This is a genomic window from Microbaculum marinisediminis (genome assembly GCF_025397915.1).
In the GTDB taxonomy this organism is placed as follows: Bacteria; Pseudomonadota; Alphaproteobacteria; order Rhizobiales; family Tepidamorphaceae; genus Microbaculum; species Microbaculum marinisediminis.
Genome location: NZ_JALIDZ010000012.1, coordinates 136161 through 161192, shown reverse-complemented (window position 1 = coordinate 161192; position 25032 = coordinate 136161). Strand labels below are relative to the sequence as shown.

24 protein-coding genes and 1 tRNA gene are annotated in these 25032 nt (G+C 66.7%); 21 read left to right on the top strand and 4 right to left on the bottom strand.

Going from position 1 to position 25032, the window contains the following annotated elements:
- The first annotated feature begins 102 nt into the window (after nucleotides 1-102).
- Genes crcB through MUB46_RS21690 form a run of 5 tightly spaced genes read left to right on the top strand, consistent with a single transcriptional unit; the run spans nucleotide 103 to nucleotide 3855 of the window.
- Nucleotides 103-501: a fluoride efflux transporter CrcB gene (crcB, locus tag MUB46_RS21710; protein ID WP_261618068.1), complete on the top strand. Its 399-nt coding sequence runs from the start codon at nucleotides 103-105 to the stop codon at nucleotides 499-501.
- Nucleotides 498-1484, top strand: coding sequence for an RluA family pseudouridine synthase (locus MUB46_RS21705; RefSeq protein ID WP_261618067.1), 987 nt, complete (start codon nucleotides 498-500; stop codon nucleotides 1482-1484). Before crcB ends, MUB46_RS21705 begins: the two co-directional genes overlap by 4 nt.
- A 3-nt stretch (nucleotides 1485-1487) precedes the next feature.
- Complete coding sequence (locus MUB46_RS21700; RefSeq protein WP_261618066.1) at nucleotides 1488-2420, top strand: DMT family transporter; 933 nt, start codon at nucleotides 1488-1490, stop codon at nucleotides 2418-2420.
- Nucleotides 2421-2428: 8 nt separating this feature from the next.
- Complete coding sequence (locus MUB46_RS21695) at nucleotides 2429-3103, top strand: HAD-IA family hydrolase (RefSeq protein ID WP_261618065.1); 675 nt, start codon at nucleotides 2429-2431, stop codon at nucleotides 3101-3103.
- Entirely contained in the window at nucleotides 3100-3855 is a 756-nt protein-coding gene (locus tag MUB46_RS21690) for an ATP12 family chaperone protein (RefSeq protein ID WP_261618064.1), read from the top strand. Before MUB46_RS21695 ends, MUB46_RS21690 begins: the two co-directional genes overlap by 4 nt.
- A 38-nt stretch (nucleotides 3856-3893) precedes the next feature.
- On the opposite strand, the gene MUB46_RS21685 is transcribed toward MUB46_RS21690, so the two are convergent.
- Complete coding sequence (locus MUB46_RS21685) at nucleotides 3894-4304, bottom strand: DUF302 domain-containing protein (protein WP_261618063.1); 411 nt, start codon at nucleotides 4302-4304, stop codon at nucleotides 3894-3896.
- Between the two features lie 178 nt (nucleotides 4305-4482).
- Here MUB46_RS21685 and MUB46_RS21680 point away from each other — a divergent pair, with 178 nt between their 5' ends.
- Nucleotides 4483-6015 carry an acyl-CoA carboxylase subunit beta gene (locus MUB46_RS21680; RefSeq protein WP_261618062.1) on the top strand — a complete coding sequence of 511 codons (1533 nt, stop codon included), beginning with the start codon at nucleotides 4483-4485 and terminating at the stop codon, nucleotides 6013-6015.
- A gap of 21 nt (nucleotides 6016-6036) precedes the next feature.
- Here the strand turns inward: MUB46_RS21680 and fghA are convergent, their stop codons facing one another.
- A complete protein-coding gene (gene fghA / locus MUB46_RS21675; RefSeq protein ID WP_261618061.1) occupies nucleotides 6037-6873 on the bottom strand; it encodes an S-formylglutathione hydrolase in 837 nt (278 codons plus the stop codon).
- An 84-nt stretch (nucleotides 6874-6957) separates the two neighbouring features.
- Entirely contained in the window at nucleotides 6958-8274 is a 1317-nt protein-coding gene (gene rimO, locus MUB46_RS21670) for a 30S ribosomal protein S12 methylthiotransferase RimO (RefSeq protein WP_261618060.1), read from the bottom strand.
- A 142-nt stretch (nucleotides 8275-8416) separates the two neighbouring features.
- Between rimO and MUB46_RS21665 the strand changes: the two genes are divergently transcribed.
- The 4 genes from MUB46_RS21665 to MUB46_RS21650 all read left to right on the top strand — a co-directional run bounded on the left by MUB46_RS21665 (nucleotide 8417) and on the right by MUB46_RS21650 (nucleotide 13956).
- The gene (locus MUB46_RS21665) at nucleotides 8417-9700 is read left to right on the top strand and encodes an MgtC/SapB family protein (RefSeq protein ID WP_261618059.1); all 1284 of its coding nucleotides are present in this window, start codon (nucleotides 8417-8419) and stop codon (nucleotides 9698-9700) included.
- A gap of 96 nt (nucleotides 9701-9796) precedes the next feature.
- A complete protein-coding gene (accC, locus tag MUB46_RS21660) occupies nucleotides 9797-11809 on the top strand; it encodes an acetyl-CoA carboxylase biotin carboxylase subunit (protein ID WP_261618058.1) in 2013 nt (670 codons plus the stop codon).
- 207 nt (nucleotides 11810-12016) lie between these two features.
- Nucleotides 12017-13264, top strand: coding sequence for an SAM-dependent methyltransferase (locus tag MUB46_RS21655; RefSeq protein WP_261618057.1), 1248 nt, complete (start codon nucleotides 12017-12019; stop codon nucleotides 13262-13264).
- A 416-nt stretch (nucleotides 13265-13680) separates the two neighbouring features.
- The gene (locus MUB46_RS21650) at nucleotides 13681-13956 is read left to right on the top strand and encodes an acylphosphatase (protein WP_261618056.1); all 276 of its coding nucleotides are present in this window, start codon (nucleotides 13681-13683) and stop codon (nucleotides 13954-13956) included.
- On the opposite strand, the gene lipB is transcribed toward MUB46_RS21650, so the two are convergent.
- Nucleotides 13937-14647, bottom strand: coding sequence for a lipoyl(octanoyl) transferase LipB (gene lipB, locus MUB46_RS21645; RefSeq protein WP_261618055.1), 711 nt, complete (start codon nucleotides 14645-14647; stop codon nucleotides 13937-13939). The genes MUB46_RS21650 and lipB overlap by 20 nt on opposite strands.
- A gap of 77 nt (nucleotides 14648-14724) precedes the next feature.
- On the opposite strand from lipB, the gene MUB46_RS21640 reads away from it, so the two are divergent.
- From MUB46_RS21640 to MUB46_RS21590, 11 genes are all read left to right on the top strand, one after another.
- Complete coding sequence (locus MUB46_RS21640) at nucleotides 14725-15117, top strand: FliM/FliN family flagellar motor switch protein (RefSeq protein WP_261618054.1); 393 nt, start codon at nucleotides 14725-14727, stop codon at nucleotides 15115-15117.
- Between the two features lie 114 nt (nucleotides 15118-15231).
- A tRNA-Leu gene (locus tag MUB46_RS21635) sits at nucleotides 15232-15318 on the top strand.
- 86 nt (nucleotides 15319-15404) lie between these two features.
- On the top strand, nucleotides 15405-16550 hold the full coding sequence (locus MUB46_RS21630; protein ID WP_261618053.1) for an NAD(P)/FAD-dependent oxidoreductase: 1146 nt from the start codon (nucleotides 15405-15407) through the stop codon (nucleotides 16548-16550).
- A gap of 170 nt (nucleotides 16551-16720) precedes the next feature.
- Nucleotides 16721-18127, top strand: a complete 1407-nt coding sequence (gene mgtE / locus MUB46_RS21625; protein ID WP_425256300.1) for a magnesium transporter — start codon at nucleotides 16721-16723, stop codon at nucleotides 18125-18127.
- A gap of 12 nt (nucleotides 18128-18139) precedes the next feature.
- Nucleotides 18140-19123, top strand: a complete 984-nt coding sequence (locus MUB46_RS21620; RefSeq protein WP_261618052.1) for a Gfo/Idh/MocA family protein — start codon at nucleotides 18140-18142, stop codon at nucleotides 19121-19123.
- A 23-nt stretch (nucleotides 19124-19146) separates the two neighbouring features.
- Nucleotides 19147-20316 carry a DegT/DnrJ/EryC1/StrS family aminotransferase gene (locus tag MUB46_RS21615; protein WP_261618051.1) on the top strand — a complete coding sequence of 390 codons (1170 nt, stop codon included), beginning with the start codon at nucleotides 19147-19149 and terminating at the stop codon, nucleotides 20314-20316.
- The gene (locus MUB46_RS21610) at nucleotides 20313-20759 is read left to right on the top strand and encodes a GNAT family N-acetyltransferase (RefSeq protein WP_261618050.1); all 447 of its coding nucleotides are present in this window, start codon (nucleotides 20313-20315) and stop codon (nucleotides 20757-20759) included. The genes MUB46_RS21615 and MUB46_RS21610 overlap by 4 nt, the downstream gene beginning before the upstream one ends.
- Before the next feature lie 204 nt (nucleotides 20760-20963).
- On the top strand, nucleotides 20964-21728 hold the full coding sequence (locus tag MUB46_RS21605) for a glycoside hydrolase family 25 protein (RefSeq protein ID WP_261618049.1): 765 nt from the start codon (nucleotides 20964-20966) through the stop codon (nucleotides 21726-21728).
- Between the two features lie 148 nt (nucleotides 21729-21876).
- The gene (locus tag MUB46_RS21600; RefSeq protein WP_261618103.1) at nucleotides 21877-22266 is read left to right on the top strand and encodes a MerR family transcriptional regulator; all 390 of its coding nucleotides are present in this window, start codon (nucleotides 21877-21879) and stop codon (nucleotides 22264-22266) included.
- On the top strand, nucleotides 22263-22709 hold the full coding sequence (locus tag MUB46_RS21595) for a PaaI family thioesterase (RefSeq protein WP_261618048.1): 447 nt from the start codon (nucleotides 22263-22265) through the stop codon (nucleotides 22707-22709). The genes MUB46_RS21600 and MUB46_RS21595 overlap by 4 nt, the downstream gene beginning before the upstream one ends.
- 137 nt (nucleotides 22710-22846) lie before the next feature.
- Nucleotides 22847-24493, top strand: a complete 1647-nt coding sequence (locus MUB46_RS21590) for an acyl-CoA dehydrogenase family protein (RefSeq protein WP_261618047.1) — start codon at nucleotides 22847-22849, stop codon at nucleotides 24491-24493.
- Nucleotides 24494-25032: the final 539 nt, after the last annotated feature.

Sequence of the window (25032 nt, the reverse complement as noted above, 5' to 3'; positions counted from 1 at the left end):
CCCTGGGAATTTATGAATGGTTGTCCCGTGAATTCCTTGACCTTGCCGGCGGAACGGGCCAATCCAAGACGAGCGCGCAAGCGTGATAGTCCGAGGGTTTTCATGCCGGTTCATCTTGCACATCTGCTGATCGTCGCCGGCGGCGGCGCGATCGGCGCTGGCGGCCGCCATCTGGTGAACCAGATGGCGCTGAAGCTGCTCGGGCCGTCGTTTCCGTGGGGCACGCTGATCGTCAATATCGTCGGGTCCTTCGCGATGGGGCTCCTGATCGGCGGGCTGGTGAAATGGATGCCGGTGGGAGGCGGGCAGGGCATTCGCCTGTTCCTGGCCACGGGGATCCTCGGCGGCTTCACGACGTTTTCCGCCTTCTCGCTGGATGTCGCCGTGCTGTGGCAGCGCGGCGCGACGATGACGGCGTTCGGCTACGTCGCCGGCTCGGTGCTGCTGTCGATCCTGGCGGTGTTCTTCGGCCTCTGGGTGATGCGGGGACTCGAACCGTGAGTGGCGTCCAGCGTCTGCATGTCGGCAGCGACGAGGACGGGATGCGCCTCGATCGCTGGTTCCGGCACCATTTCCCGCAGGTCACGCAGGGCTATCTGCAGAAGCTGCTGCGCACCGGTCAGGTGCGCGTCGACGGCGCCCGCGCCAAGGCCGCCGATCGGTTGAGCGAGGGCCAGGAAATACGTGTCCCGCCGGTGCCGTCGGGCGACGAGCGTCGGCCGCGTCCGAAACCGGGCCTGTCGGCGGCCGATCGGGATTTCCTCGAGTCGATCACGCTCTACGAGGACGACGACCTCCTGATCCTGAACAAGCCGTCCGGCATCGCGGTGCAGGGCGGCACCAAGACGACGCGGCATATCGACGGACTGCTCGCCGGCCTTGGCGAGGATGCCGATACGCGTCCGCGGCTGGTGCATCGCCTCGACCGTGACACCTCGGGCGTGCTGGTCGTCGCGAAGAAGCGGCAGGCAGCGGCCAAGATGGGCCGCATGTTCCAGACCCGCTCGGTGCGCAAGATCTACTGGGCGGTGGTGCGCGGCCTTCCCAAGCCGCCGCAGGGCAAGGTCGACGCGGCGCTTATCAAGGCGGCGACGCCGGATGGCGACCGCGTGCGCGCGGCGCGCCCGGGCGAGCACGACGAGGCGCAGAAGGCCGTCACGCATTTCTCGGTGGTCGACCATGCCGCGCAGAAGTTCTCGTGGATGTCGCTGAAGCCGGTGACCGGCCGGCAGCACCAGTTGCGCGCGCACATGGCCATGCTCGGCCATCCGATCATCGGGGACGACAAGTATGGCGACGACCGGGAATTGCCGGACGCCATCGAAAACCGCCTGCATCTGCATGCGCGCCGCATTGCCTTTCCGCACCCCGCGACCGGCAAGACTGTCGACGTTACGGCGCCCCTGCCTGAACACATGACGAGAACGTTCGCCGTCCTCGGCTTCCAGGTCAATCGCGTGACGGGCGACGGGGGCGAGGACTGAACGATGGCGGCGCAATCCACCACGGCCGACGACTACCGGGTACACGACCGGCTCGACGCGGTGGCGACGACGCTGGTCGTGATCCTGTGCCTGGTCTGGGGCCTGAACTACGTCTCGATGAAGGTGGTCAACCAGGGCTTCCAGCCGGTTTTCGTGGCCGGCCTGCGGTTCGCGCTGGCCGCCGTCGTCATATTCGGCTGGTGCCTTTTCCGGCGGATTCCGCTGTTCGGCGCCGACGGGACCCTGATACCGGGCATCATCGCGGGGCTTCTGTTCGGTGCGGAGTTCGCCTTCATCCAGACCGCGCTCGACTATACGAGCGCATCGCGCAGCGTGGTGTTCACCTACACGATGCCGTTCTTCGTCGCGCTCGGCGCGCACCTGTTCGTGCCAGGCGAGCGGATGAGCGCTCTGGGCTTCATTGGCCTGGTGCTGGCGTTCTCCGGTGTGGCGTTCGTGTTTTCAGACAGGCTCAGCCTGCCGTCGCCGGATGCCTGGATCGGCGATCTCATGTGCATCGCGGCGGCGATCCTCTGGGCGTCGACGACGATCGTGATCAAGACGACGAAGCTGCGTTTCGCCAAACCGGAGAAGGTGCTGCTCTACCAGCTTGTCGTGGCCGCGGTGGTGCTGACCCCGCTCGCGCCGCTCTTCGGTGCCCTGATACGGGATGTCACGCCGCTTGTCGTCGGCGCGCTCGCCTTTCAGGTGGTCATCGTGGTCTCGACCACGTTCCTGGTCTGGTTCTGGCTCATCCGGAACTATCCGGCGGCGCGGCTCACCTCTTTCACCTTTCTGACACCGGTTGCCGGCGTGCTATTGAGCGGATTGCTGCTTGGCGAGCCGATCAGCTGGAAACTCGGCGTCGCCCTCGTGCTGGTCGCGGCCGGCATCTATCTGGTCAACCGGCCGGTACCCACACCGGCGAATCCCTGAGTTCGTACATGCGCCTGATCCTCTTCGACTGTGACGGCACGCTCGTCGACAGCCAGAACATCATCGTTTCCACCATGCATGCCGCATTCGCAATGCATGGAATTGCCGCGCCCTCGCGCGATGCGGTGCTCGCAATCGTCGGCCTGTCGCTGGAGCAGGCGATCGCGACGCTGCTCGGCGACCAGGCCGATCGCGCGGCGGAGGTCGCCGTGTCCTATCGCGAGCAGTTTCAGAGCCGGCGCCAGGACGGTGTGCTGGAGCCGCTCTATCCCGGCGCCCGCGAGGTCGTGACGGCGCTGGCCAGCCGTGACGATACGCTGCTCGGCATCGTCACGGGAAAATCCCGCCGCGGGGTCGACGCGGTGCTTGGCGGGCACGGTCTGCTCGACTGTTTCGTGACGATCCAGACCGCCGACGACGCACCGTCCAAGCCGCATCCGGCGATGGTCCTGCAGGCGCTGTCGGCGACCGGGGCGGATGCCGCCCACACGGTCGTAATCGGCGACACGACCTACGACATGATGATGGCCCGCTCTGCCGGCACGGGTGCCGTCGGCGTGAGTTGGGGCTATCATGCACCGCAGACGCTGCCCGAAGCGGGTGCGGAGATCGTACTGACGCGCTTCGACGACCTGCCGCCGTGGCTGGAACGGCGTTGGGCGGCATCCGAAATCGCCGCATGAGCGACGAGACCGTGCAAGACAACTCTATGGCAAAGGCGCAGGAGGCCGCGCGCGCGGCCCTGCCGAAGCGTTTCTACAAGACCGCCGATGTCGCCGAAGGCGAGGGCGGCTGGTTCGTTCGCCTCGACGAGCGGCCGCTGCGCACGCCCAAGAAGCGCCTTCCGGTTCTGCCGGACCGTGCGCTTGCCGAGGCGATCGCAGCGGAATGGGACGCGGTCGAAGATGTCATCGATCCGGCCGCGATGCCGATGACCCGGCTCGTCAACACGGCGATCGATGGCGTTGCGGAGACGATGGAAGCCGTGGCGCAGGATGCGGCCCGCTTCGCGGAGAGCGATCTGCTGTGCTACCGCGCTGAAGATCCGGAAGGGCTGGTCGCCCGACAGACCGAGGTCTGGGACCCGCTCGTCGAGTGGGCGAGGAGCGATCTTGGACTGAAGTTCAACCTGGCCGCCGGGGTGATCCATGTCGCCCAGCCGCCCGAGACGCTGGACGCGGCGCTGGCGCACCTGGCGGAATTCGACGCATTCACGCTGACCGGCGTGCACGTGATGACGTCGCTGACGGGATCGCTGGTGATCGCGCTCGCGGTGGTTCACGGGCGCCTGTCGCCGGAAGAGGCGTGGGCCGCCTCCCTTGTCGACGAGGACTGGCAGATCAGCCAGTGGGGCGAGGACGAGGAGGCGATGAAGCGGCGCGGCCGCAACTGGCGCGAGCTGGAGGCCGCCGCGCGCCTGGCACGGCGGCCGTAGCCACTGTCGGACGATCAGGCTGGAGATCGGACCGGCGATCAGGCCGCTGCGGCGGCGCTTTCGATATCGTCGATCACCTCGCGCAGCTTCGCCTGCACCTCGACAGCCACCTCGCCGAGCGCCGGGTTCTCGATCGCCTGCATCGAGGCGATGGGATCGATCGCCGAAACCTCCACCGTGCCGTCGGTGTGCTGCTGGACGATGACATTGCAGGGCAACATGGTGCCGATCTTGTCTTCGGCCTGGAGCGCTCTGTAGGCGTGCGACGGGCTGCAGGCGCCCAGAATACGATAGGGCTTGAAGTCGGCATCGAGCTTCTTCTTGAGCGTCGCGGTCACGTCGATCTCGGTGAGCACGCCGAAGCCGTGCCGGGCAAGCGAGGCCGTGACGGCGGCTATCGCGTCCTCGAAGGACATGTCGACGGCGCGGGAGAAGTGGTAGTCGCTCATGAGTGTGCTCCTTTCGCGGGTGGTGGCATTTCATATTCGTGAACCTGAATATATCGGTCCGCCCGCTCTGCACGGCAAGGTGTAGCCCGGAAAATTGACGGGACTTTGCCGACTCCCCGTCGGCCGATACCCATGCTATTGACCCATCCCGAGAAAACGAAACGGGATCCGTCCAGTCATGAAGGCGATACTCGAACAGCTCGAGTCCAGGCGCGCGGTCGCGCAGGTCGGCGGTGGCACCGCACGCATCGAGGCCCAGCACAAACGCGGCAAGCTGACGGCGCGCGAGCGGCTGGCGCTCCTGCTCGATGAAGGCTCCTTCGAGGAGTACGACATGTTCATCGAGCATCGCTGCACCGATTTCGGGATGGAGGAGACCAAGATCCCGGGCGATGGCGTAGTGACCGGGTGGGGCACGATCAACGGTCGCACCGTCTTCGTCTTCGCCAAGGACTTCACGGTCTTCGGTGGCTCGCTGTCGGAGACGCACGCCCAGAAGATCACCAAGATCCAGGACATGGCGCTGAAGAACAGGGCGCCGATCATCGGCCTGTTCGACGCCGGCGGCGCACGCATCCAGGAGGGCGTGGCCGCACTCGGCGGCTATGGCGAGGTGTTCCAGCGCAACGTGCTCGCCTCCGGCGTCATCCCGCAGATTTCCGTGATCATGGGGCCGTGCGCGGGTGGCGACGTCTATTCGCCGGCAATGACCGACTTCATCTTCATGGTGCGCGACACGAGCTATATGTTCGTGACCGGACCGGACGTGGTGAAGACGGTCACCAACGAGACGGTGACGGCCGAACAGCTGGGTGGGGCGAGCATCCACACGGTCAAGTCCTCGATCGCCGATGGCGCCTACGACAACGACGTCGCCGCGCTCATCCAGATGCGCCGGCTGATGGACTTCCTGCCGGCCAACAACGAGGAGGGCGTGCCGGAGCTGCCGAGCTTCGACGATGCGGCACGGATCGAGGACTCGCTCGACACGCTGATCCCGGACAATCCGAACAAGCCCTACGATATCAAGGAACTGATCATGAAGGTCGCCGACGAGGGCGATTTCTTCGAGATCCAGGAAGCCTTCGCCAAGAACATGGTCACCGGGTTCGGCCGAATCGGCGGCTCCACCGTCGGCTTCGTCGCCAACCAGCCGATGGTGCTCGCCGGCGTTCTCGATTCGGATGCTTCCCGGAAAGCCGCCCGCTTCGTGCGCTTCTGCGACTGCTTCTCGATCCCGATCGTCACCTTCGTCGACGTGCCGGGCTTCCTGCCCGGAACCGCGCAGGAATATGGCGGCCTGATCAAGCACGGCGCCAAGCTGCTGTTCGCCTATGCGGAGGCCACCGTGCCGAAGGTCACCGTCATCACTCGCAAGGCCTATGGCGGCGCCTACGACGTCATGGCGTCGAAGCACCTGCGCGGCGACGTGAACTACGCCTGGCCGACCGCCGAGATCGCGGTGATGGGCCCGAAGGGCGCGGCCGAGATCCTGTACCGTTCCGAGCTCGGCGATCCCGACAAGATCGCCAAGCGGATCGACGAGTACACAGACCGCTTCGCCAATCCGTTCGTTGCCGCCGAGCGGGGTTATATCGACGAGGTGATCATGCCGCATTCGACGCGCAAGCGGATCGCCCGCGCGCTCGACATGCTGCGCAACAAGCACCTCGAGAACCCCTGGAAGAAGCACGACAACATCCCGCTGTGACGGCGGGATGTTGTGGGCCGATCAGCCCTTGGTCAGACGCTCCGCGTGCCAGGCGATGTGGTCGGCCATGAAGGTCGAGATGAAATAGTACGAGTGGTCGTAGCCCGGCCGCATGTTGAGCGTGAGGGCGATGCCGGCGGTCTCGCAGGCCGTCTTGAAGGCTGCCGGATCGAGCTGCTGGCTGAGGAAATTGTCCGTATCTCCTTGATCGACAAGGATTTCCGGAACTTTGCTGCCGTCCTCAACGAGGGCGGTGGCGTCATAGGCGCGCCAGGCTGACTGATCGGGCCCGAGATAGGCGGCAAGCGCCTTCTGGCCCCAGGGGACGGCGATCGGATTGGTGATCGGGGCGAAGGCGGAGACCGAGCGATAGGTTCCCGGGTTCTTCAGCGCGACCGTGAGGGCGCCGTGGCCGCCCATGGAATGGCCGAAGATCGCCTGCCGGTTCATGTCCGCCGGAAAGTTTGCCGCGATCAGCGCCGGCAATTCCTCGGTGACATAGCTGTACATCTTGAAATGCGGCGCCCACGGGGCCTCGGTCGCATCGACGTAGAAGCCGGCGCCCTGACCGAGGTCGTAGGCTTCGTCGTTGGCGATCGTCTCTCCGCGCGGCGAGGTGTCGGGGCAGACGATGATGACGCCATGCTCGGCCGCGGCCTTCCGGTACTCGCCCTTCTCCATCACGTTGGCGTGGGTGCAGGTGAGGCCGGACAGGTACCAGAGGACCGGGCAGGGGCCGTCCTTGGCCTGTGGCGGCACGTAGACGGCGAAGGTCATCGGGCAGCCGCAGGTCGCGGATTCGTGTCGGTAGACGCCCTGAACGCCCTCGAACGCCCGATTGGTCGATACGGTTTCCATCAATTCCGCCTCCATATCCGCGAATCGGAGGCGACCCTAGCCGATCACGGCATCAAAAGCTTGCCGACGGGGGGCGGTGGATGGTCACGCCAGATCGGCTTCCAGGTCGTATTCGCTGGCCTTCACCACCCGTGCGCGGACGATGTCGCCGGGTGTGAGGTCATCCTCGTGCGGGATGAAGACCGAGCCGTCGATTTCCGGTGCGTCCCAGACCGTGCGGCCGGTGGCGCCGTCGCCGTCGACTGAATCGATGATGACGTCGATCTCGCGGCCGACCTTGGTTTGAAGTCGCGCGGCGCTCACCTCCTGCGCCGCTTCCATCAGCGCCGCCCAGCGCTCCTCGGTGACGTCGTCGGGCACCGCGCCGGGCAGTTCGTTCGACTTCGCGCCCTCGACCGGCTCGTAGCGGAAACAGCCGACGCGATCGATATCCGCGTCCGCGACGAAGTCGAGCAGGCTCTCGAAATCCTCGTCCGTCTCTCCCGGAAAGCCGACGATGAAGGTCGAGCGGATGGCGAGGTCCGGGCAGATGTCGCGCCAGCGGCGGATGCGCTCTAGCGTCTTCTCGGCGTGGGCCGGGCGCCGCATCGCCTTCAGCACGTTCGGGCTGGCGTGCTGGAAGGGGATATCGAGGTAGGGCAGCACCTTGCCGTCGGCCATCAGCGGGATCACCTCGTCGACGTGCGGATAGGGATACACGTAGTGCATCCGGACCCAGACGCCGAGTTCGCCCAATTCCTTTGATAGGTCGAAAAATCTCGTCTTTACAGTGCGTTCCTTGTATTTTCTCTCTTCGTACTTTAGGTCCACGCCGTAGGCCGAGGTGTCCTGGCTGATCACCAGCAGCTCCTTCACGCCGGCCTTGACCAGCTTCTCGGCTTCCATCAGCACGCGGTCGGCCGGGCGCGAGACCAGGTCGCCGCGGATCTGCGGGATGATGCAGAAGGTGCAGCGGTTGTTGCAGCCCTCGGAAATCTTAAGATACGCGTAGTGGCGCGGGGTCAGGCGAAGCCCTTCCGGCGGAACGAGGTCGACGAAGGGATCGTGCCTGGGGGGCACCGCCTCGTTCACCGCGCCGACGACCGCCTCGTACTGGTGCGGGCCGGTGACGGACAGGACGTCCGGGAACTGATCGCGGATACGGGATTCCTCGACGCCCAAGCAGCCGGTGACGATCACCCTGCCGTTCTCGGCGATCGCTTCGCCGATCGCTTCCAGCGATTCCTCCTTGGCGGAATCGAGGAAGCCGCAGGTGTTGACGATGACGACGTCGGCGCCGTCGTAGTCGGGCGAGACGGCGTAGCCTTGCGAGCGCAGTTTGGTCAGGATGCGCTCCGAATCGACCAGTGCCTTGGGGCAGCCGAGGCTGACGATGCCGACGGTCGGGGTGTCGTTGGGCATGAATTGGCGTCCAATTGAGTTGAAGGCGCTTTGCCTACACCAATCCATGGCTCGGGAACCAGTGTTTCCGGCAAATCGCTCAATATCACTGACCGCCCGGCGATCTGAGATTATGATCCGCCAAAACGGTTTCGGAACAGATATGGATCTTTTCGAACTTTTCCAGCGTCTGGGCCTTGCACTCGCGATCGGCTTCCTCGTCGGCGTCGAGCGCGGCTGGAAGGAGCGCGCCGGCGCGGAGGGCAGCCGGACGGCGGGCCTGAGGACCTTCGCGCTGAGCGGTCTTCTCGGCGGGATCGCAGGGCTGATCGGACGGGAAATCAGCGAAATCGCGGTCGGCCTGATCTTCGTCGCCTTCAGCGCCGTCTTCGCCGCCTACAAGTGGCGTGAGGGGCAGGCGGAGAACGATTACAGCGTCACCGCGGTGGTCGCCGCCATGCTGGTCTTCGTGCTCGGCGCCTATGCTGTTCTCGGCAACATGACGGTAGCCGCCGCTGGCGGGGTCGCGACCGCCACCCTTCTGGCGTTCAAGAGCATGCTGCACGGCTGGCTGAACCGCCTGACCTGGCCGGAGATCCGCTCGGCCGTCGTTTTGCTGGCCATGACCTTCGTGGCACTGCCGATCCTGCCCGACCGCGGCTACGGGCCGTTCCAGGCGCTGAACCCTTACGAGATCTGGCTGATGGCGGTGCTCATCGCTGCCGTTTCGTTCGCGGGCTACGTGGTGATCCGCATGGTCGGCGAGAAGCGCGGCGTGCTGATCGCGGGCGCGGCGGGAGGACTGGTCGCCTCCACCGCGGTGACGCTCGACCTGGCGCGGCGCTCCAGTGACGACGGCGGTCGAAGCGCGCTGCTGGCCGGCGGAGCGGCGGTGGCCGGCGCGGTGATGTTCCTGCGTATCCTGGGTGTTGCGACGGTGATCCAACCGGCGCTGTTCGCGGAGCTTGTGATGCCGATGGTCGCCGCAGCCCTGGTATCCGGCGGCATCGGGCTCGTGCTCGCCAATCATCAGATCGATCCGCACGACGCGGACGCCTCTCCGGATCTCGGCAATCCCTTCGATCTGCGCTTCGTTCTGCGGTTCGCCGCGCTGCTGGGCATCGTCATGCTGCTGGCGGCGGCCCTGCGGGCGTGGTTCGGACCCGACAGCGCGGTCTGGCTTGCTGCGGCGGCCGGACTGGCCGATGTCGACGCGATCACGCTGTCGATGTCCCGGCACGCGGGCGGGGAAATGCCGATGGATACCGCCGTGCTGGCCATCCTGGTCGTCAGCTTCTCCAACTCCTTCTCCAAGGCGGTAATGGGAGCGATTGCCGGAACACGGGCATTTTCCGTGCGTTTCGCCGCCGCGATGGCCCTGGCGGTGGGTGTTGCTGTCGCGGTCTACTGGATCAGCGGCCTCCAGCCGGGCCTGATACCCGGTTAGGAGCATTTACGGGCGCGCCCGGCACGATTAAAAGACGGGGGCCATACAGACTAGCGCGCGGCCGGACCACGCAAATCCGAGGGACTCCCACAGAAGATGTTCTCCAAGATCCTGATCGCCAACCGCGGCGAGATCGCCTGCCGGGTTATCAAGACCGCCCGGAAGATGGGCATCGCGACCGTCGCGGTTTATTCGGATGCCGACAAGGACGCGCTGCACGTCGAGATGGCCGACGAGGCGGTGCATATCGGCCCGCCGCCGGCCGCGGAGTCCTATCTGATCATCGACAAGATCCTCGACGCCTGTCGGCAGACGGGCGCGGAAGCGGTGCATCCGGGCTACGGCTTTCTGTCGGAGAATTCGAAGTTCGCCGAGGCGCTGGACAAGGCCGGCATCGCCTTCATCGGCCCGCCGGTCGGCGCCATCGAGGCGATGGGCGACAAGATCGAATCCAAGAAGGCCGCCGACGCCGCCGGTGTTTCGACCGTGCCGGGCTATCTCGGTGTGATCGAGGACGAGAAGGAAGCCGTCAGGATCGCCGACGAGATCGGCTATCCGGTGATGATCAAGGCGTCGGCAGGCGGTGGCGGCAAGGGCATGCGCGTCGCCTATTCGGCCGACGAGGTGGCCGAAGGCTTCACCCGCGCGAAATCCGAGGCGAAGTCCTCGTTCGGCGACGACCGCGTGTTCATCGAGAAATTCATCGAGAACCCGCGCCACGTCGAGATCCAGCTGATCGGCGACAAGCACGGCAACGTCGTCTATCTGGGCGAGCGCGAATGCTCGATCCAGCGGCGCAACCAGAAGGTGGTCGAGGAGGCACCGAGCCCGCTTCTCGACGAGAAGACCCGCAAGGCGATGGGCGAGCAGGCGGTCGCGCTGGCCAAGGCGGTGGACTACTTCTCCGCGGGAACCGTCGAGTTCGTCGCCGGCCAGGACAAGTCCTTCTACTTCCTGGAGATGAACACCCGCCTGCAGGTCGAACATCCCGTGACCGAGATGATCACGGGCATCGATCTGGTCGAGCAGATGATCCGGGTCGCGGCGGGCGAGAAACTGCCGTTCGGCCAGGACGACATCAAGCTCAACGGCTGGGCGATCGAGTCCCGCGTCTACGCGGAGGACCCGTTCCGCAACTTCCTGCCCTCGACGGGCCGCCTGGTGCGCTATCAGCCGCCGATGGAGGGCACCGACGATGACGGTCTGACGATCCGCAACGACACCGGCGTCTACGAAGGCGGCGAGATCTCGATGTTCTACGACCCGATGATCGCCAAGCTGGTGACCCACGGGCCGGACCGCAAAAGCGCCATCGAGCACATGAGCCGGGCACTCGACGCCTTCTACATCGAGGGCATCCAGCAGAACATTCCGTTCCTGTCGGCGTTGATGGAGCACCCGCGCTGGATCTCCGGCAACCTGTCGACGGCCTTCATCGCGGAGGAATATCCCGACGGTTTCCAGCCGCGCTCGCCTTCGGGCCATGCCGAACGCGTGATCTGCGCGGTCGCGACCTGCGTCGATCATCTCTACAACACCCGCCGGCGGGCCATCACCGGCCAGCTCAACCGCGAGGGCTACCGGTTCCCGAACCGGCGCATCGTCCGTCTCGACGGGCGCGAGGTGCATCTGTCCGTTTCCGGTGAGATGCCCGACTATTCCATCGCCTTCCTTGAAGACGGGGACGACAAGCCTGTGCACGTCCATTCCCATTGGGTGCCGGGCAAGCCGGTGTGGAGCGGAACCATCGACGGCGAGGGCGTCTCGGTACAGGTCAAGCCAACGCTGACCGGCTACGCGCTCGCCCATAGCGGGGTATCGCTCGAGGCCGATGTCTTCACCGAGAGGGAAGCCGAGCTCGCCGCCCTGATGCCGATCAAGGAGCCGCCGGACACCTCCAGGCTGCTGCTTTGCCCGATGCCGGGGCTGGTCGTGTCGATCGCCGTCGCCGAAGGCCAGGAGGTCAAGGCCGGCGAGACGCTCGCCATCGTCGAGGCGATGAAGATGGAGAACGTCCTGCGCGCGGAGCGTGACGTGACCGTCTCCAAGGTCCACGCCGCCCAGGGCGACAGCCTCGCCGTCGACGCGGTGATCATGGAATTCGAGTAGGATCGCCGGCCGTCCGTTCGGCCGACCCGGGCTGGTTCGTCGGTGCCGCGCGATCCGGCATTTCGGCTTTCCGCCCGCGCTAGACACCGGCAGCCCGTGACGTGTGCCTTGCCGCGGGCAAGCACTGCCGGTCCACAACGCGGCTATCCAAACGTCGCGCGTTCGCTATAACGCGACAGCGTTACAACTGGCGGAGAGGGGGACGGCATGCGGATGTTGTCGGGCCTGTTGAGAAAATTCGTGCGCAACGGTCGGATGCGGCTCTACGACGCCGCCGGGGCCTTGCACGAGTTCGGCTCGGGCGAGAACGGACCGACGGTCACGGTTCGCCTGCACGACAAGGCGCTGCACCACAAGCTTGCCTTTAATCCCGAGCTGATCGCCGCCGAAGCCTACATGGACGGCACGCTGACCTTCGAGGACGGCTCGAACGTCCATCAGTTCCTGGAGCTGTTCTCGGTCAACCGGTCGGGGCTGGCGTCGGCCGGCTCGCAGAAGCTGTTGCGCCGCGCCTGGCGCGGCCTGAAGCGGTGGCAGCAGGCCAATCCGCTCGGCGCCGCCGCGGAACATGCCCGCCACCACTACGACCTGTCGACGGACATGTACCGGCTGTTCCTCGACGAGGGGCTCAACTATTCCTGCGCCTATTTCCGCGATCCCGACAACGAGACGCTGGAGGAGGCGCAGCGGGCCAAGCTCATCCACATCGCCGCGAAGCTGCGTCTCGAGCCCGGCATGAAGGTCGCCGAGATCGGCTCGGGCTGGGGATCGCTGGCGATCCAGCTCGCCAAATGCGGGGCGCAGGTGACGGCGATCAACGTCTCGCCCGAACAGCTCAAGATCTCGCGTCAGCGCGTCGAGGAGGCCGGCGTCGGCGACAAGGTGACGTTCTTCGAGCGCGACTACCGCGAGCTTGACGGCAAGTTCGACCGCATCGTCTCGGTCGGCATGATGGAGCATGTCGGCGTCACTTATTTCGACGAGTATTTCGGCAAGGTGCGCGACCTTCTGACCGATGACGGCTACGCCATGATCCATGCCATCGGCCGCATGACGCCGCCGGGCACGACCGGGCCGTTCATCCGCAAGTACATCTTCCCGGGCGGCTACGTGCCGGCCCTGTCGGAGGTGTTCGCCTCGCTCGAACGGGTGGGGCTTTGGGCCTGCGACAACGAGATCCTGCGGCTGCACTACTACTATACGATCCGGCACTGGCGGGAGCGCTTCGCGGAGAACCGCGAGGCGGCCAAGGCGCTCTACGACGAGCGCTTCTGCCGCATGTGGGAGTTCTATCTCTCCGCCGTCGAGCTCGGCTTCCTGCACGGCTCCAACATGGTGTTCCAGCTGCTGCTGTCGCGGGAGCGGGACGCGGTGCCGATCATTCGCGACTTCATCGTGGACGATGAGCGGGCGCTTGTGAAACCGAAGCGGACGCGGAAGCGGGCGGCGGAATAGGCCACGCATTTATCCGTCGCGAAGTGCCCGGATTCCCGCTTTCGCGGGAATGAGCGGGTGGGTCTGTGCCTGCATATCCCGCCTCCTGTCATTGCCGGGCTCGTCCCGGCAATCCATGAACACGGGCGGAGATTGCCCCATTGACTGTCATGGTCATGGATGCCCGGACCACGTCCGGGCATGACGGCCTTTGAATGTGGCCGAGCCGTTCCCCCAATCCCCGCTCATTCCCGCGAAAGCGGGAATCCTGGGCCGCAGGGCAGGGATTCACACAGGACCCGTTATCCCGTCATTGCCGGGGCAGGCTTGGCAATGCCGTGGAAATCGCAGCGCGGCGCTCTCGATTCTGCGCGGCCTCCACCCTTGACCCGCTGCGCCTATCCTGCTCGCCTAGTCTCATGACCGACGCGCAGCCGATGAGAACCGTCCATGTCCGTATCGAGGGCAGGGTGCAGGGCGTCTACTTCCGCGCCTGGACGGCGGAGAACGCGCGCGCCCTCGGGCTTTCGGGCTGGGTGCAGAACTGCCGCGGCGCGGCGGTGGAAGCGGTGTTCTCGGGCGATCCGGTCGCCGTGGCGACGATGCTGAGGCGCTGCGAGGAGGGCCCGCGCGCCGCGATCGTCGCCAATGTGACCGTGATGTCGGAAGGCGGTGTCGTTCCGGACGGGTTTTCTATCCGTCGTTCGGGCTGACGGTCTTTCCGAACACGTCCTCGAAGCGGGCACGCAGCGACATGTCGACCTCCGGCATGGAGACGATGCGGCCGAGATCGGCGAGGCTGGTGACGCCGTGCTCGGCGATGCCGCACGGAACGATTCCGGAGAAGTGCGAGAGGTCCGGCTCGACGTTGATGGCGATGCCGTGGAACGACACCCAGCGGCGCACGCGGATGCCGATCGCGGCGATTTTCTCTTCGATTCCAGGGCCTTTGTCGGGGCGGCGGACCCAGACGCCGACGCGGCCCTCGCGGATCTCGCCGTCGACGGCGAAGTCGGACAGCGTGCGGATCACCCAGTCTTCCAGGTCGGCGACGAATCGGCGGACGTCGCGGTCGCGCCGGTTCAGATCGAGCATCACGTAGGCGATGCGCTGGCCGGGGCCGTGATAGGTCCAGCGGCCGCCGCGGCCGGTGCGCACCGTCGGGAATCGCGTCGGGTCGGTCAGCTCGGAGTCGGACGCCGTCGTCCCGGCGGTGTAGATCGGGGGATGTTCGAGCAGCCAGACGAGCTCCGGCGCGGTGCCGGCATGGATCTCGGCGACGCGCGCCTCCATACGCGCCAGCGCGTCCTCGTAGGCGACGGGGGCGTCGCTGACCTGCCACTCGATTCCGGGCACCGACGTTCCGGTCCGATTCTCGGGTGCTGTTTCCAGGAAATTAACCATCCGCTAACCACGTTCGACCAAGCATTGAGCCGCGTCCAGGCGACATGTCAGCACTAAATGAAGGGCGGACGGCGTTCATGTCCACCGTTGAGAACGTCACGATCGATCTGGCGGTGCAGCTTGGCACCGCTTCCATGCCGGTCCACCAGCTCCTGCGGATGGGCCGCGGCGCGGTGATCGCGCTCGACCAGCTCGAATCGGAGGACGTGGTGCTGCTCGCCCACAACACGCCGATCGCCAAGGCGCAGGTGATGGTGCAGGGCGAGAACATCAAGGTGACGATCACCCGGATGCTGCCGTTGCCGGCGGAGCGCCGGCGCACGGCGAAGCCGGCAATTCCGGCTGACGCGGATGCGGGGAGCCAGGGCGACATGGACGCGCCCGCGGCCGCGGGCGACCCAGAAAACCCGGCAAATCCGGTGGAATCGGCAACCGATGGCGCCGCGACGCCGGATGACCGGACGGTCTGAGCCGTCATCGCCGCGTCATTGTGCCCGGCAAACGCTACGGCCCCCCTTGTTCGCGCGGTGTTCCTTTGCTACATCACCGCCGTGTTCGCGGCCCTTTCGGCCTCGCGGACAATTGCGGTCGTGGCGGAATTGGTAGACGCGCAGCGTTGAGGTCGCTGTGGGGTAAAACCCGTGGAAGTTCGAGTCTTCTCGACCGCACCAAATTGAACGTGCTGAATTCGGGCCCCTGAAAGCGCTTCGCTTTTGGGGGTTTTTCGTATCCGCGGCCCGGTGGCTGGAGAGGCAGCGTGGACACAGTCGACTGCGTGGTGATCGGCGCCGGGGTGATCGGCCTGGCGGTTGCCCGCGCGCTCGCGCTGGCCGGCCGCGAGGTGATCGTCGTCGAAGCCGAATCGGCGATCGGCACCGCGACCTCGAGCCGCAACAGCGAGGTGATCCATGCCGGCATCTACTATCCGGCGGGCAGCCTCAAGGCGCGGCTGTGCGTCGAGGGCAAGCAGCGGCTCTACGCCTATTGCGCCGCCCGCGACGTGCCGCACGCCCGGATCGGCAAGCTCATCGTCGCCGCGACCGAGGCGCAGCTTCCGGACCTGGAAGACCTGAAGGCGCGCGCCGGGGCGAACGGCGTCGACGATCTGACGTTCGTCGACAAGTTGGCGTTGTCGAAGCTGGAGCCGGCCCTGCGCGGTGCCGGCGCGCTGCTGTCGCCGTCGACGGGAATCGTCGACAGCCACGCCTTCATGCTGGCGCTGCAGGGCGATGCGGAAAACGCCGGCGCGGCCTTCGCGTTCCGGACGCCGGTCATCGGCGGCCGCCTGACGGAGACAGGCGTCGCGCTGCGCTTCGGCGGCGACGATCCGTTCGCGCTAGAGGCCGGTCTCGTCGTCAACGCCGCCGGACTGTTCGCCCATCGCGTGATGGCGTCGATCGAGGGCGTTCCGCCGCGGGCGGTGCCGCGGGTCGCCTATGCCAAGGGCAACTACTTCTCGCTGACGGGGACATGCCCGTTCTCCCGCCTGATCTATCCGGTGCCGGAGGCCGGCGGGCTCGGCGTGCACCTGACGCTCGACATGGGCGGGCAGGCGCGGTTCGGCCCGGACGTCGAATGGCTCAACGATGCTCGGCAGGACGATGTCCTGCACGGTGATGTCCTGCACGGCGATGACATCGACTACGCGGTCGATCCGGCCCGGTCGGAGCCGTTCTACGCGGCAATCCGCGCCTACTGGCCGGACCTGGCCGACGGATCGCTGCATCCCGACTACAGCGGCATCCGGGTGAAGCTCGATGGCGCGGCGAGCCCGGATTTCCGCATAGACTCCGCCTGCGGGCCGGGGTTGATCAATCTGCTGGGATTCGAATCGCCGGGGCTGACCGCGTCGCTGGCGGTGGCTGAGCGGGTCGCGAAGATGGTCGCCGATCCGGTGACGTAGAGTCGTTTCGGTGTGGAAACCGGCGATATCGTAACGGCTCGCCGTATTCTGCTCACAAATCGATTCAAGTGTCCTCCGCGCGCGGCCAGAGCCTTTGCCGAACCGCACCGGTTTCTATAGAACTTGAGCGGTCCCGGCCGGCCGGGAGCGGACCATCCAAGGAGAGCGACGTGCAGGAGCACGCGGAACAGGCGGCGCCGGCCGAAACCGGCGGCAGCATGGCCGTGCGTGACGCGGACGGCGAGATCGCCGCGCCGTTTCTGCAGGCCGTCTCCGAGGCCGTCGAGGCGGGCGACGGCGCGGCGCTGCGGGCGCTGTGCGCCGACCGGCACGAGATCGACATCGCCGACATCCTGGAGATGCTCGATCAGGACGAGCGTCCTCTCTTCGTCGCGCTTCTCGGCGAGGACTTCGACTACGCGGTCCTGACCGAAGTCGACGACACCGTCCGCGAACAGATCATCGAGGCGCTGCCCAACGAGGCGGTGGCCGAAGGCGTTCGCGACCTGGAATCGGACGACGCCGTCTACATCCTCGAAGACCTGGAAGCGGAGGATCAGGCCGAGATCCTCGCCAGGATGCCGGCGGTCGAGCGCGCCGTCCTCAGGCGCAGCCTCGACTTCCCGGAAGACAGCGCCGGCCGGCGCATGCAGACGGACCTGATCGCCGTGCCGCCGTTCTGGACCGTCGGCCGAACCATCGACTACATGCGCGAATCCGAGGACCTGCCGGACGAGTTCTACGAGATCATCGTCGTCGACGAGCAGTTCAAGCCGGTCGGCACCGTCGCCCTCAACAGGCTGCTGCGCACCAAGCGGCCGATCCCGATCGAAACGATCATGGACCCGGACGTCCAGTCGATCCGGGCCGATCTCGACCAGGAGGAGGCGGCGCGCGTCTTCGAGCGCTACAACCTGGTCTCCGCCGCCGTCGTCGACGACCACGACCGCCTTGTGGGCGTCCTGATGTTCGACGATATCGTCGACGTCATCCAGGAAGAGGCCGAGGAGGATATCCGCGGCCTGGCCGGCGTCGGCGACGAGGAGATCTCCGATACGGTCGCCTACACGGCGCGCAGCCGGTTCACCTGGCTTTTCGTCAACCTGGCCACGGCAATCCTGGCCTCGGGCGTCATCGCGCTGTTCGACGCGACGCTGCAGCAGATGGTGGCGCTGGCGATCCTGATGCCGATCGTCGCCTCGATGGGCGGCAACGCCGGCACGCAGACGATGACCGTCGCCGTCCGGTCGCTGGCGACCCGCGAACTGGCCGGCTACAACATTCGCCGGTTCGCCACCCGCGAGCTGATGGTCGGGCTGATCAACGGCGTCCTGTTCGCGGTGATCATCGGGGTGGTGGCGGCGACCTGGTTCACCAACGTTCAGCTCGGGGCGGTGATCGCCGCGGCGATGATCGTCAACCTGTTCTGCGCCGGCCTGTTCGGGATCGCCATTCCGGTCGGCCTGGACAAGATGGGCATCGATCCCGCCATCGCATCAACCGTCTTCCTCACAACTGTTACAGATGTTGTTGGATTCTTTGCTTTTCTGGGCCTCGCCACTGTCTTGCTTATGTGAAACGGAAGTGCCATGACGGGCATCATGCAATTGCCCATCCGGACAGCGGTGGTCGGCCTTGGCTATTTCGGCCGGTTCCACGCAAGGCACTATGCCGCCAACGATAAGGCCAACCTCGTCGCCGTGTGCGACGCCGATTCCGCGCGCGCCGAGGAGATCGCCGCCGAGTTCGGCGGCGCGCCGGTAACCGACTATCGCCAATTGCCGGGCCAGGTCGACGCGGTGTCGATCGCGGTGCCGACCTCGAAGCACTACGAAGTGGCACGGTTCTTCATCGAGAACGGCGTGCACGTGCTGATCGAGAAGCCGATCACCGAAAGCGTGTCCGACGCCGATACGCTGGTCAAACTCGCCGAAAAGCATGGCGTCGTCGTGCAGGTCGGCCATATCGAGCGCTTTTCCGCCGCCTTCAAGGCGCTGGCGGAGAAGGTAAGCCGGCCGCTGTTCATCGAGAGCCGGCGGATCTCGCCGTGGAAGCCGCGGGCGACCGACGTCGACGTGGTGCTCGACCTGATGATCCACGACATCGACCTGGTGCTGGGCCTGGTCGATTCCCCGGTCGAGACGCTGCAGGCGCTCGGCGCGCCGGTGCTCAACAGCTCCGAGGACATCGCCAACGCCCGGATCACGTTCGAGAACGGCACCGTGGCCGACATCACCGCGAGCCGAATCGCCGGGCACACGGAGCGGAAGCTGCGGATGTTCCAGCTCGACAACTACCTGATCTGCGATTTCGCCGACCACCAGGTGACGCGGTTCACCCGGAATCCGGAGGCTGCGGCGGATGGCCCCGATGCGATCTCGATGGAATCGTGGGACATCGCCCGCGAGGACAGCCTCGGCAACGAGATCGCCGAATTCCTGGAGTGCGTCGAGACCGGGCGTCGCCCGACCGTCGATGGACGGGTCGGCCGCGAGGCGCTCAACGTCGCGACCATGATCACAGACAGCATTCGCAGCCACCGCGCACGCGTCGAAGCGAAGCTGGCGGGCTGAACGAACAAAAGGAGCATTGCCGCGTGGCTACTGCAGAGACCCTGGCGCCTGTCACCACCGAAGAGCCGGTCACGTCCGTCGGCCTGTTCGATCTCACGCGCCAGCGCGACCGCCTCGGCGCGCGCATCGAGGCGCGCATCGACGACGTGCTCAGGCACGGCCAGTTCATCCTCGGCCCGGAGGTCGTGGAGCTGGAGGAGAAGCTGGCGGCCTTCGCCGAGGCGCATCACGCGATCGGCGTGTCCAGCGGCCGCGACGCGCTGACCATGGCGCTGATGGCGCTGGGAGTTCAGCCCGGCGACGCGGTGTTCGTGCCCGGCTTCACCTTTTCCGCCAGCGCGGCCGCGGTGGCGCCGCTGGGGGCGGTGCCGGTCTTCGTCGACGTCGACGAGGACACCTTCAACATGGACCCGGACGCGCTCAAGGCCGCGATCGCGGCGGTGAAGGCCGAGGGCCGGCTCAATGCGAAGGTTGTCATGCCGGTCGATCTGTACGGCCTTCCGGCCGACTACGACCGGATCTCGGCGATCGCGGCCGAGAACGGCATGCGCGTCCTGGCCGACGCCGCGCAGAGCTTCGGCGCCATCATGGGCAACCGCCGGGTGGGCACGCTGGCGCCGATCACCGCGACCAGCTTCTATCCGACCAAGCCGCTGGGCTGCTACGGCGACGGCGGCGCGATCCTGACCGAGGACGAGGCGCTGTCCGAGGAAATCAAGATGATCCGCACGCACGGCCGCCAGGGATCGGGCGACGAGGCGATGCGGATCGGCATGACGGCGCGGCTCGACACGATCCAGGCGGCGGTGCTGCTGATAAAGCTGGAGGCCTTCGCCGCCGAACTCGACCGGCGCGAACAGATGGCGGCGCTCTATACCGAGCTGCTCGCCGGCGATTTCGCGACGCCCGTCGTTCCCGCCGGGATGCGCAGCGCCTGGGCGCTCTACACGATCCGCGTGCCCAACCGCGACCAGGTGCGCGAGCGGCTGGCGGAGATGGGCGTGGGCACGGGCCTGTTCTACCGCGTGCCGCTGCACAAGCATCCCGCGTTCAAGCAATGGGCGCCGGACGGCCTGTCTCTGCCGGTGTCCGAGCGGCTCGCCGATGAGGTGCTGAGCCTGCCGATCCACGGCGACATCGAGGGGCGCGAGGTCCGGTTCGTCGTCGACTGCCTGAGGAAAGCGGTCGGTTGAGTGGCGTCACGCCCCGTGTACGACCGCTCGAGCCGGCCGACCGGGCGGCGTGGGAGCGGCTGTGGCGGGGCTATCTGACCTTCTACGAACAGCCGCTGCCCGAGGCGATCACCGAGCGCACCTGGGCGCGGCTCCTGGATCCGCAGTTCGATCTGCACGGGCTCTGCGTCCATGACGGCGACCGGATGGTCGGCCTCTGCCACTACGTGTTCCACCCCTCGACCTGGGCGGACGGGCCGTATTGCTATCTCGAAGACCTGTTCGTCGATCTTGACGCGCGCGGCGGCGGCTGCGGCCGGGCGCTGATCGAGGCGGTCTATGCCGCCGCCGACGACCGCAAGGCCGAGCGTGTCTACTGGGCGACGCAGCAGGGCAACGAGACCGCCCGCAAACTCTACGACCGCATCGCCAGGCTGACACCCTTCGTCCAGTACGCGCGCTGAAACGCCGCGGCGTTCGATACCGAAGCGGCATTTCCGTGCCGCGCCGGGAGCGGGGCGCGATGCCCGGCGGCTCCCGCGCGCTCTTGTCCAAAAATTTACCGACCTTGGTTACTCTGCCTTAACCTAAAGGCGGCTGGGTTAGGCGCGTGCGGCTGCAGGGGTGGGCCGCCGGATTCTTGCGCTATCGGACGGTACGGACAGGCGATGCGATTCCCGGTTTTGAGTTTGTTGCGCGCGCCCCGCGGCGCGTCGGTGAAGCGCGGCCCGGTCGCCGCGCTGGCGCTCGCGCTGGTCGCGGCCTCGTGCGCCGGGCTGGAGCCGCGGCTGCCGCGTCCCAACGACTATCCCGTGCACGGGATCGACCTGTCGCGTTACCAGGGCGACGTCGACTGGGTGAAGGCCGGGCATGGCGGCGTTGCGTTTGCCTGGATCAAGGCGACGGAGGGCGGCGACTACGTCGACCCGAAGTTCATGGACAACTGGAACGGCGCCAAGGCCGCCGGCGTGCCGCGCGGGGCCTATCACTTCTGGTACTTCTGCCGGCCGGTGGAGGAGCAGCTCGCCTGGTTCATCGCCAACGTGCCCTACGATCCGGACGCGCTGCCGCCGGTGATGGACATGGAGTGGAACAACGAGTCCACGACCTGCCGCCGCCGTCCGCCGCGCGACGAACTGCTGCGCGACATGCAGATCATGGCCGACGGGCTCGAAAAATATTACGGCAAGCGGCCGGTCATCTACACCTCGGTCGACTTCCACGAGGACATCCTAGAGGGCCTGTTCACCGGCCACCATTTCTGGGTGCGCAGCGTCGCCGGCTATCCGAGCCTGAGATACGGCAAGCGGCGCTGGACGTTCTGGCAATACACGGCCGAGGGCCGGGTGCCGGGCATCGAGGGCAATGTCGACCGCAACGCCTTCGTCGGCACCAAGACCGACTGGCGGCTGTTCCTGCAAGACCGCTACTGAAGGGCGGACCGCGCCCCTCCAGCTTGCGGTCTGCGTGATGCGGGCTTCAATATCTTCCTTTAATATACTGTAATCGCTTGTCTTTTCAATAATATTGACTTTAACGTCAAGGTAACTGAAGCTGCCTCCTGTAACCCGGGAGGCGGGCATTCGCGCGCACTACACGATCACGGACCTGACCCGCGAGTTCGACGTGACGACGCGGACGCTGCGCTTCTACGAGCAGCAGGGCCTGATCGATCCGCTGCGACGCGGGCGCACCCGGCTCTACCGGCCGGCCGACCGGACGCGGCTGAAGCTGATCCTTCGCGGCAAGCGCCTCGGCTTCTCGCTGTCGGAAATCCGCGAGATCGTCGACATGTACGACGCGCCGCCGGGCGAGCGCGGCCAGCTCGACCTGCTGATGGCGCGCATCGCCGAGCGGCGCGCCGAGCTGGAGGCCAAGCGCCGCGACATCGACCTGACGCTGGCCGATCTCGATGACGTGGAGACGGGGTGCCGCGAACGGCTCGCCTCGCTGGGAAAGGAACAAGAATGAGCGGCTTCGAGCCCCGTGATCCCGATTGGGAACAGCGTGTGCGCGCGAGCATCGCGCGCCAGGCGTTCATGACCATGCTCGGCGCCGAGATCGCGCATCTGGCGCCGGGGGCGGTGGACCTGGCGCTGCCGTTCCGGCGCGAACTCACCCAGCAGCACGGTTTCTTCCACGCCGGCACGACGACGACGCTTGCCGATTCGGCGGCCGGCTACGCCGCCCTGTCGCTCTATCCCAAAGGCACCGGCGTGCTCACCACCGAGTTCAAGCTCAACCTGCTCAACCCGGGCAAGGGCGAGCGGTTGATCGCGCGCGGACGCGTCATCAAGCCGGGGCGGACCCTGACGATCTGCCGCGGCGACGTCTACGGCATCGAGGGGGAGCGCGAGACCCACGTGGCGACGGGGCTGTTCTCGATGATCTGTCTGGAGGGGCTCGATGACTGAGACGGCCGCCGCGACGACTCACGATGCAAGACGCACCGCCGGTCCGCGACCGCGACGACGGGGGATCGAACCCTAGTTCATGAGGTAGGATCAAGGCGGGCCCCGACCATAAGGCGGCCGCTTTCAGGGAGACAGCCATGCGCGATCCGGGCGCGACCCACGAGGTCTTCAATCAAGTGCCGCCGCTGGAGGGCTTCAACGCCTTCCTGCACGATGCCGCGCTGGTGGAGGCGATGGCGCGCGAGGGCGGGGCGTGGGGCCGCGAGCGGCACGTGTCTCTGGGCGAATGGGTGGCGAGCGGGCGCACGCAGGAGCTCGCCCGACTGGCCAATACCTGCACGCCGGAGCTGCACACCTTCGACCGGGTCGGCAACCGCATCGACGAGGTCACGTTCCATCCCAGCTATCACGAGCTGATCGGCAAGGCGGTGGCCGAGGAGATCCACGCGCTGCCCTTCGCCGAGCCGAAGCCGGGCGCGCAGGTGGTGCGCGCGGGCCTGCACTTCCTGTTCAACTTCGCCGAGATCGGCGTGCTGTGCCCGGTGACGATGACCTTCGCCGCGGTGCCGACCCTGCGCCAGCAGCCCGATCTCGCCGCCGAGTGGGAACCGAAGATCGTCTCCGACCGCTACGACCCGCGGTTCCTTCCGATGCCGCGCAAGACCGGGGCGACCATCGGCATGGCGATGACCGAGAAGCAGGGCGGGTCGGACGTGCGCGCCAACACGACGCGGGCGGTGCCCGCAGGCGGGAACGGGGAATACCTGCTGACCGGCCACAAGTGGTTCTGCTCGGCGCCGATGTGCGACGGGTTCCTGACGCTGGCCAACACCGAGGCCGGGCTCACCTGCTTCTTCGTGCCGCGCTGGACGCCGGACGGCGAGCGCAACGTCTTCCTGATCCAGCGGCTGAAGGACAAGCTCGGCAACAAGTCGAACGCGTCGTCCGAGATCGAGTATCGCGACACCTGGGCGCGGATCGTCGGCGAGGAGGGGCGCGGCGTCAGGACCATCATCGAGATGGTGCATCACACCCGCCTCGACACCGGTATCTCGGCGGCCGGCATCATGCGTGCCGCGGTCGCCCGCGCGATCCATCACGCGAGCCATCGCACGGCGTTCCAGCGTAAGCTGGTCGACCAGCCGGCGATGCGCCGAGTGCTCGCCGACATCGCGGTGGAAAGCGAGGCGGCGACGATGCTCGCCATGCGGGTCGCGCGCGCCTTCGACGAGTCGGCGACGAGCGAGAGCGAGCAGGCGTTCGCCCGCATCGCGGTCGCCGTCGCCAAGTTCTGGCTGTGCAAGCGCACGCCGGCGCTCGTCGCCGAGGCGCTCGAGCTGCACGGCGGCAACGGCTACGTGGAGACCGGCGAGATGGCGCGGCTCTACCGCGAGGCGCCGCTCAACGGCATCTGGGAGGGCTCGGGCAACGTCATGGCGCTCGACGTGCTGCGCGCCATCGGCCGCGAGCCCGGCGCGATGGAGGCGCTCTTGGCGGAGATGCGGCTCGCTGCCGGCGTCGACAGGCGCTTCGACGCGCATCTGGACAGGCTCGGCGAGCGCATCGCGGCGAAGCGGTTCGGCGAGGCGGACGCCCGCCAGATCGCGATGGAGCTGGCGCTCGGCTTGCAGGGCTCGCTGATGCTGCGACACGCGCCGGACTATGTGGCAGACGCCTTCTGCGCGACGCGGCTGGGGGAGGGCATCGGCCTGGCCTTCGGCCTGCTTCCGGACGGGCTGGACGAGGCGGCGATCGTCGACCGCACCCGGCCGAAACTGGATTGAGGGGCTGGCGATGCGTGTGATGGATCGGTTCGATCGGATGTCCGGATCTGACGCTTGCGGCTCCTGGAACCCCGCCTTCGCGGGAAGGGGCGGCGTGCGTGGCAGGGCCTTACTGCACCGGGGCCGGACTCCCGCCTTCGCGGGCGTGAGCGGAGGGGAGGCGAGACTGTTCCCCCAGCCGCTCGTTCCCGCGAAAGCGGGAACCCAAGGCGACACGGTGCGGCCGTGCCGCGGCATGCTGAGAGAGGTCCGGTGCATACGACCGTAATTCCGAAACAGGCCGCGTGTCCTGGACTTGATCCAGGACCCAGGGACGCGGCAGTCGCCGCGTTGGGCCCCGGATCAAGTCCGGGGCACGAGACCGGGAGATCAACGAACAAACGAGGGTCAGAATGATGCGCACCAACGACTGGCCGAGCCCGCCCGTCGATCGCACGGTCAGGTGCGCACGACCGGAATTCCGAAACAGGCCGCGTGTCCTGGACTTGATCCAGGATCCAGAGACGCGTTTGCCGTCGCGGTGGGCCCCGGATCAGGTC